This is a genomic window from Nostoc sp. FACHB-892, assembly GCF_014698795.1.
GTDB lineage: Bacteria > Cyanobacteriota > Cyanobacteriia > Cyanobacteriales > Nostocaceae > Nostoc.
Genome location: NZ_JACJTR010000125.1, coordinates 1 through 4,750 on the forward strand (window position 1 = coordinate 1; position 4,750 = coordinate 4,750).

Sequence of the window (4,750 nt, forward strand, 5' to 3'; positions counted from 1 at the left end):
CTTTATAGTAAAGCGTTTGCATTCAAATAGAATGCCTGCGTTAGAACAATATAGTTAGCTCTCATGAAATCGGATGCTAGCAACTCTTCTTACTTTTATTCGTTACCCCGACTTATTGAGCCGATACCAAATACAATACTTAAAGAAGCAGTTAAATTTACTATGAATGCAGGCGGACGACCACCAGTTAACAATAGCATTACTAAAAACCCAATGCCGACTTGAGTTATTTGTTTAACTAATGAACTGAGGTGATCTCTGACATCAAAAATTTTCATTCATCCTCCTAAACCCGGAAAAAACTTACTCCAAACACTTTGTTCCTTTGACGCTGATTCTTCTGAGCCTAAAACATTCTGTACCCCTCGCTGATTACTCTGAATCTCCTGCATATTAAGAGAATGAATCGTCTGGGCTAACTCTGGATTGTCTTCTAACAGTTCAGCCTCAAAGCTTAACTCCTGCTGCAACAGTTGAGCATTTCGACGTAAGAACATCTGCTGATTGTGTCGCTGTCTGATAAGGGATTCAGTCAGGTGTAATTGTTCTTCAAAACTCAAATCGTCGTATTCGTTATACATTTTATTCAACTCCAATTAAACCAAAGTATTCTGCGGAAAGTTCCATCAAGTATTTGAGAGCTAAACAGTCGCCATAACTAGTGTATATTTGAGCAATAGTTTTGAAGATTTCTAATATATTATCAGGCGTTACTTCAGTAAAACGAGAAGCTAAATTAAATGCTGAGTTTTCATCTTCTGGCTCTAGTGGCGGTGCGTTTGTCCAGACTATTAAACCTCGCTTGTCCAGTTCTACTAAAGAAATATTATTCACAGCATCCACAACGGAATCAGGCGCATACTTTATTAATAGCTTAATCACCAAATAACACCTCCATAAAGTAGCTGATATCCCAGCCTCAATCTCGTAATAAATTCGTCAGTATTACGATTGCCCCAAATAGGATTACTAGGATTCTTAATCCAGTTGATTGGACTATGACAAATCTCATTATGACAACGGTAGCACGTAGGAAATGTAGATTGACCAATGATGTCGTTGCCGTAGTAAGCGTGATGGATTTCTTCACTTTTCTTAGTCAGGCAAACAACACAATAATTGTGAGTTTTTCGGTGAGCGTAGGCGCAGCCCGCCGTAGGCATCGCTACTTGTTTTCTGTACTCTTTGGGATTACCATACCGAGCATTCCACTCTAGTTCACCGAATCGGGAAAACCGAGATTTTCCAGCAGTAGGGTAACGCCTTTTTCGTTTAATTCTTGCCCTGTTAATTCGTGCCACTTATGTTTGATTTCCTGAAAATGTGGTCTTCTTCCTAATTCTGTTGCCCATTTTCTAATTTCTTCATACCAGTCAACCTGCTGCTGTGAGGATTGCTGATTATTTTTAGAACTATTAACAGTGTCAGCATTCGGTTTGGAATCCTGTTTTTGTTCCAGACCTTTGATATCAAATTCCGGGATTAGGGCAACAAAGGGATTAGACCGAGTGGGAATCACTAGGGCATATCGAACTCCGGCTTTATCTAACATTTCACAAGCCTGTCGCAAGATTTCAAGAATCTCCTTTTTAACGTTTACAAAGTCTTGGGGATGGTCAAGGATATAACTCGATGTTTGCCCCATCGCAATAAAGCAAACATTTTTCAAAGACGGGCGGCTAAATCCGGTTTCTCCAGAGAGTGGGGACTGGCCCATGAATAGACCATGACCCTTTAACCCAGCAGTGAATTTGATGATATAGTTCCAAAAGCCTTGCAAGTCTTTGGCAGTGTCAGCATCAACCATTCCCGGAAGCCCTTTACCTCCACCAAATACAGAGTCCACCTCATCTTGGGCAAATAATAATTCTGGGACACCCTGACATTCACCACCAACAATTGATACTCTGGCTTTCTGCTTGTCAATTTGGTCTGTGGCAAAGGTAATCCAATTTCTTAACGCTTTCATACCGTCAAACTTGCGGCTAAATTTGCACAGCCATCTGGTGACATCATCCTTTGGATCACTGCCAATCACAATTGCTGGGCTTTGAGATTTTGCAGCAATTTTGTTGATAATCACCCCTGCTAGAGTGGACTTCCCAGATTGTGTACCACCAGAAAGGTAAAAATGGTGATTACTGCGAAGAGTCATATTTTGATTAGATGCAGCATCACACAGTTCATCAATCCAAGCACCATCAATTCTGATGTACTCAGGATAATTTGCTGCGATCGCTTGCAGAATTTTCATCGCACCCGGATTAATCACGGACTGCACCGACTCTTCATCGATGTCAGCAATATCGGGATTGGGAATACCAGTCGCTGAGGGTGATTGTTGTGCTGGTGGTTCTGGGAGTGTAACCAACCCTTGCAACTGATATTCAGCTATCCACCGGGGGCGCTCACTAACGGGCAGGCGATTCACATAATCAGCAACTCGGCGTTTGGCATCAATCGCTGTAGTCACATAATTGTATGCTGCCTGACCCTGTAAATGCTGTTTGAGTGCTTTTAAGTCAGCTTCTAGCAAAGACTGGTAAACTTTTTCCTTATTTTCGCTGATTTGGGCGGATACACCAAACAAGCCAGCACTGACCGTCCCAGCGCCGAGTAAGATTCCGGTTGTTATTCGATCTGTATTTAAGAAAAAAGGAGCAGACAGACACATAACTGCACTCGCTCCTAAAGAACATAAAATAGTCCGTTCTGCATGAATGGCACTACTAGCAGTTAGTCGTTCCAGTTCAAATGTCATTGCTATCGCACCCCCAACGCAACACCAGCTGCAACTAATGTCAGAAAAACAAACAGGAATATCACCCCAGGCATTAACCCAATGGTGAAAGTCTTGCGGTTAAAGCCAAATCCTTTGACGACTAAGCCAGCAAAGTTAAAGAAACCAACTGCCAAACCGCAAATGCAAATCATGCCAATGATCCACACCAAGAATTGACTGACTGGGCTAGCAACTGAGAGAAATCCCATCAACATTGACAGCCCGACTCCAGAGACGGCATATCCAACGAAGGAAAGCTTAATTTGCATAATTTAAGTTGCTCTATCTACATCCTTAAATATTTGAGCAATACGAACACAATTGTCTGAAAAACAAAGGACTACACAAACGCCAAACTGAGGGCATTCATAGTTTTGAACACCAACTTCGTTTAAGTAACAAATTCCTTGACTGCATTGACGCATATCACAAATTCTTGTCATGATTTTCATTTTTAAAATCTGAAGGAATCACCCACTTCATCAAATGCTTTCTCGTATCCCCCCAACTGACGCTGCTGTTCAACAGAACCGAAAGCATGACGAATTACCGCTTCCCCATGTAAAGCCTTGGTTCGCTGCAAATCCTCCTCAACTTTCATCGCTTCTTGGGAATATGCCAACTGGTTTTTATACATCTCTGCCAAGGATTGCAACTGTTTGAGCTTGTGCCGGGAGAACTTTGTATGTAGCCACTTCTGTGCTTTCAAAGTTCCTGCCACCTCTGCTTCATCCAGAACTTGCTGTGCTGTAGCGTAAGCAGGTAATGTGTAGCGATCGCGGATTGATGAAGGGAGATTTCCTTCAATAGCGGTTGCGTCACCAACTCTTAAATCTGTTGAAACTACACCGTCATTTTTACTACCGAATAAACCTGATAAACCTGGAAGCCATTTACCTAACATTGCTATACGTCTCCTGAATTTGCTGAACTTGTTGACCGATGTAACGAGAAATACCGTAGATGCTGATGAATGAAAACATCAAAATAGCGAAGGTCGCAATCATGCCTTGAGCCATTAAACCTCGCTGCATTAGCTCCTCAACTCTATTGGCGTTGTGCGATCGCACTCTCGACTCATCAATAAGTTGCTGGACGATTAGGAATTCTTCTGGTGTCAGGTTTTTTAATGTCAGCCCCGACAGATTCAACTCGCCGTCCCTCTTCAGGCGAATATTTAATAGTCTCTCGTAAGTTTCTTGTTGTTGCTCCATACATTGCCACGCCCAATACAAGAGTTAATAGCAGCAGATTAAGAACTGCTGCTAATCCAATAAATTTACTCGGCTGCATCTGCATTGCCAGCAGAGAGATAGAGCGATGCAATCTCCTGACCGAACCGAAAAAAGGCTTCTGGCTCACCCTTATAATTTCTGGCATACTCGGCAATTTCTGCAAGATATTCGTTGGTTACACCATCTAAATCTTCAATAGTTTTTTGCGCTTCTCTATGGGCAAACTCTCTGACTCCCTGGCTAATACCAGTGTTGAAAGCAGAAATTTCTTCTAATTTCTGTTTTGCTTGGTTAGCAAGAGCGATTTTGTAATCGTCCATACCTTCTTGTGCTTTCTTGGTCTTAGCCCTTGGTCTTTTAGCCGCTTTTCCATTTTTCCCATTGCTAGTAGCAAGTGTAGCGGATTGCCCATGCTCAAGAATTATCTGGTCAGCCAGACTCATAGCATCATCATCACTTAATTCATCCCAATCAAATCCACGCTTTTTTAACTCTGCTAATAACTCTTCATCTGAGAGGTTAATGTCATTACCTTGTAACAAAGAACGTAAAACTTCCATCATTGGCTCCTAGCTACGAATGTTCTGATTTTCAGGAAAACTAAATTCAGTAAATCGCAAAGTTTTTTCCAAGAGAATAAGCGTCAAGATTTTGTAAACAGAGATACATTTTTTGCTGAACTATGTGAAACCGGAGGTGATGATTAATTAGGTTTACTTATAGCAAGGCATAT

Annotated in this window: 9 protein-coding genes; all 9 read right to left on the bottom strand. The window is 41.7% G+C overall.

All coding sequences use genetic code 11. The annotated features are described in order from the left end of the window. Window positions 1-95 precede the first annotated feature (95 nt). A complete protein-coding gene (locus H6G96_RS40120; RefSeq protein ID WP_190920156.1) occupies window positions 96-278 on the bottom strand; it encodes a hypothetical protein in 183 nt (60 codons plus the stop codon). Then, window positions 279-581 (bottom strand): hypothetical protein, encoded by a 303-nt coding sequence (locus H6G96_RS40125; protein WP_190920158.1) that lies wholly within the window; start codon window positions 579-581, stop codon window positions 279-281. It abuts the gene before it with no gap. A 1-nt stretch (window position 582) separates the two neighbouring features. Then, window positions 583-882 carry a hypothetical protein gene (locus tag H6G96_RS40130; RefSeq protein WP_190920160.1) on the bottom strand — a complete coding sequence of 100 codons (300 nt, stop codon included), beginning with the start codon at window positions 880-882 and terminating at the stop codon, window positions 583-585. Continuing rightward, on the bottom strand, window positions 879-1,301 hold the full coding sequence (locus H6G96_RS40135; RefSeq protein ID WP_190920170.1) for a hypothetical protein: 423 nt from the start codon (window positions 1,299-1,301) through the stop codon (window positions 879-881). The genes H6G96_RS40130 and H6G96_RS40135 overlap by 4 nt, the downstream gene beginning before the upstream one ends. Beyond that, the gene (locus H6G96_RS40140) at window positions 1,214-2,761 is read right to left on the bottom strand and encodes a hypothetical protein (protein WP_190920162.1); all 1,548 of its coding nucleotides are present in this window, start codon (window positions 2,759-2,761) and stop codon (window positions 1,214-1,216) included. Before H6G96_RS40140 ends, H6G96_RS40135 begins: the two co-directional genes overlap by 88 nt. 2 nt (window positions 2,762-2,763) lie before the next feature. Beyond that, complete coding sequence (locus H6G96_RS40145) at window positions 2,764-3,051, bottom strand: hypothetical protein (protein WP_100903733.1); 288 nt, start codon at window positions 3,049-3,051, stop codon at window positions 2,764-2,766. Window positions 3,052-3,236: 185 nt separating this feature from the next. After that, window positions 3,237-3,686, bottom strand: a complete 450-nt coding sequence (locus tag H6G96_RS40150; protein ID WP_190920164.1) for a hypothetical protein — start codon at window positions 3,684-3,686, stop codon at window positions 3,237-3,239. Further along, a complete protein-coding gene (locus tag H6G96_RS40155) occupies window positions 3,676-3,996 on the bottom strand; it encodes a hypothetical protein (protein ID WP_190920166.1) in 321 nt (106 codons plus the stop codon). The genes H6G96_RS40150 and H6G96_RS40155 overlap by 11 nt, the downstream gene beginning before the upstream one ends. A 65-nt stretch (window positions 3,997-4,061) precedes the next feature. Then, entirely contained in the window at window positions 4,062-4,580 is a 519-nt protein-coding gene (locus H6G96_RS40160) for a hypothetical protein (protein ID WP_242063660.1), read from the bottom strand. Window positions 4,581-4,750: the final 170 nt, after the last annotated feature.